The 2045-nt window shown below is 40.8% G+C and carries 1 protein-coding gene; it reads right to left on the bottom strand.

The annotated features are described in order from the left end of the window. Positions 1–2045, bottom strand: a 2045-nt coding sequence (locus AC27H3_RS18000) for a beta strand repeat-containing protein (RefSeq protein WP_487108100.1), incomplete at both ends; no start/stop codon positions are given.

Genomic DNA, 2045 nt, shown 5'->3' with positions numbered 1-2045 from the left:
CTTGTACGTTGCTTAAAGAGATATCACCGATGTTTTCCACCACTAACTGGTAGCTTAAGTTATATGTACCATCGTTGTTGTTAGTAGGCTCTGCCACTAACAATTTAGCAATACCGATGGCAGGAGCTTCGGCAAATGTTACTGGCGTTGTATCATCCAGGCCGCCTTCACCGTTATTGCTTTCAGGATCAGTACCATTATCAGAAACATCACTGAAATTATCACCACTTGGGCTTGTTGACGATATAGAAACGCTGTTGTTATAAGGTCCAAGATCACCAGCAGGCGTAATAATTACGCTAAGCTCTATTGTTGCAGTGGCGCTAGCAGCTAGTGTTTGATTTAGGTCTAATAGATTAGTGTCGGTACTACCATCAAAACCTGAATTTACTGTTAATTGCGCACTGCTCAAACTCAATACGCTAAATGTATTGGCATCGGCAAATATATTGGCTAAGTTTTCAGTTACTTGTACATTATTTAAAACAATATCACCGGTGTTTTTAGCGTTGAACTGGTAATTCACTTGATAACGTCCATCACCTAAATTACTGACGCCAGTCATCGCTTTTGCTATGCCAATAGCCGGTGCTTCAGTAAAAGTAATGACTGTTGCATCATCATTACCTGCATCACCATTATTGGTGGCCGGATCGCTACCATTATCAGAATTGTCTGTTACATCATCACCACTTGGGCTTACGCCTGATGCAACAGCGGTATTACTATAAGGCCCTAAGTTAGTGCCAGGTGTTATGGTTACCGGAACTAAAATAGTCGCTGAGGTATTTATCGCTAAGCTTTGAGCTGCAGCAAGTAAGTTATTATCACTAGCACCATCAAAATCATTGTTGATATTAAGATCAGCACTGCTAACGGTACCAAGGGTAAAACTAGCGCCATTAAATGTTGTTGATAGTGGCTCTGAAACTTGCACGTTGCTTAAGATCACGTCACCAATATTTCTAACAACAATGCTGTAAATAAGGCTATAGCTACCATCTTCATTGTTAGTCACTGGGCCGCTAATTTCTTTCGCAATACCGATAGCAGGAGCTTCTGTAAATGTTACAGGTGTTGGCGTAGCTAAATTACCATCGCCATTATCACCATTGGCATCAGTACCATCATCAGAATCATCACTGATAACCGCGCCACTTGGGCTTGTACCATTTACTTTTGCCGTATTATTGTAAGGACCTAAGTTAGCACCAGGAGTAATGGTAACAGTAAGATCAAGTGTCGCAGAAGATGAAGCTAACGCACCTGACGTTAACGTTTGATTTGCCGAAAGTAAGTTCTTATCGCTATAACCATTAAAGCTAGGATTTACAGTGAAATTATTACTAACGACGTTATCAACTTGCACAGTAGCAGGTGAAGGGTAAGTAACAGCAAAGTCTTCAATAATTTGTACTGAGTTTAATTCAATATCACCATTATTTTGCACTAGCATAGAGTAGGTTAAGGTATAGCTACCATCATTATTGTTAACTACGGCTGAGCTAATTCTTTTCGCGATACCTATAGCAGGAGACTCGTCAAAGTTTACTGTGGTTGCATCATCAAAACCGCCTGCACCGTTATTACTTTCTGGATCGCTACCTGCATCAGAAATGTCGCTAACACTTGCTCCACTTGGACTCTCACCGCTACCAGTAGCACTGTTACTGTAAGTAGGGTTGCTGCCAGGTGTTACCGTAACGGTAACTGAAATTGTATCTTGAGCACCGACACTTAGATTTTGATTTGCAGCAAGTAAGTTGGTATCAGTATCACCGTTAAATGCATTATTAATATTGAGGGAGCCAACAGTCGACTTTGAATCAACGACATAAGTTGCGCCACTAAAGGTGGCATTTAAATTATCCACAACTTGTACATTGGATAAATTAATTGCACCGGTATTTTTAACTACTAACGCATAAGTTAAGGTATAGGTACCGTCGCCATTGTTTGTAGGGCCTGCACTGATACTTTTTGCAACGCCAATCGCTGGATTTTCAACAAAACTCACTGGGGTGCTATCAGATAAACCACCACTG

The organism is Colwellia sp. NW0002-52-1, from assembly GCF_057550865.1.
This window is presented reverse-complemented; position numbering and strand designations above follow the sequence as displayed.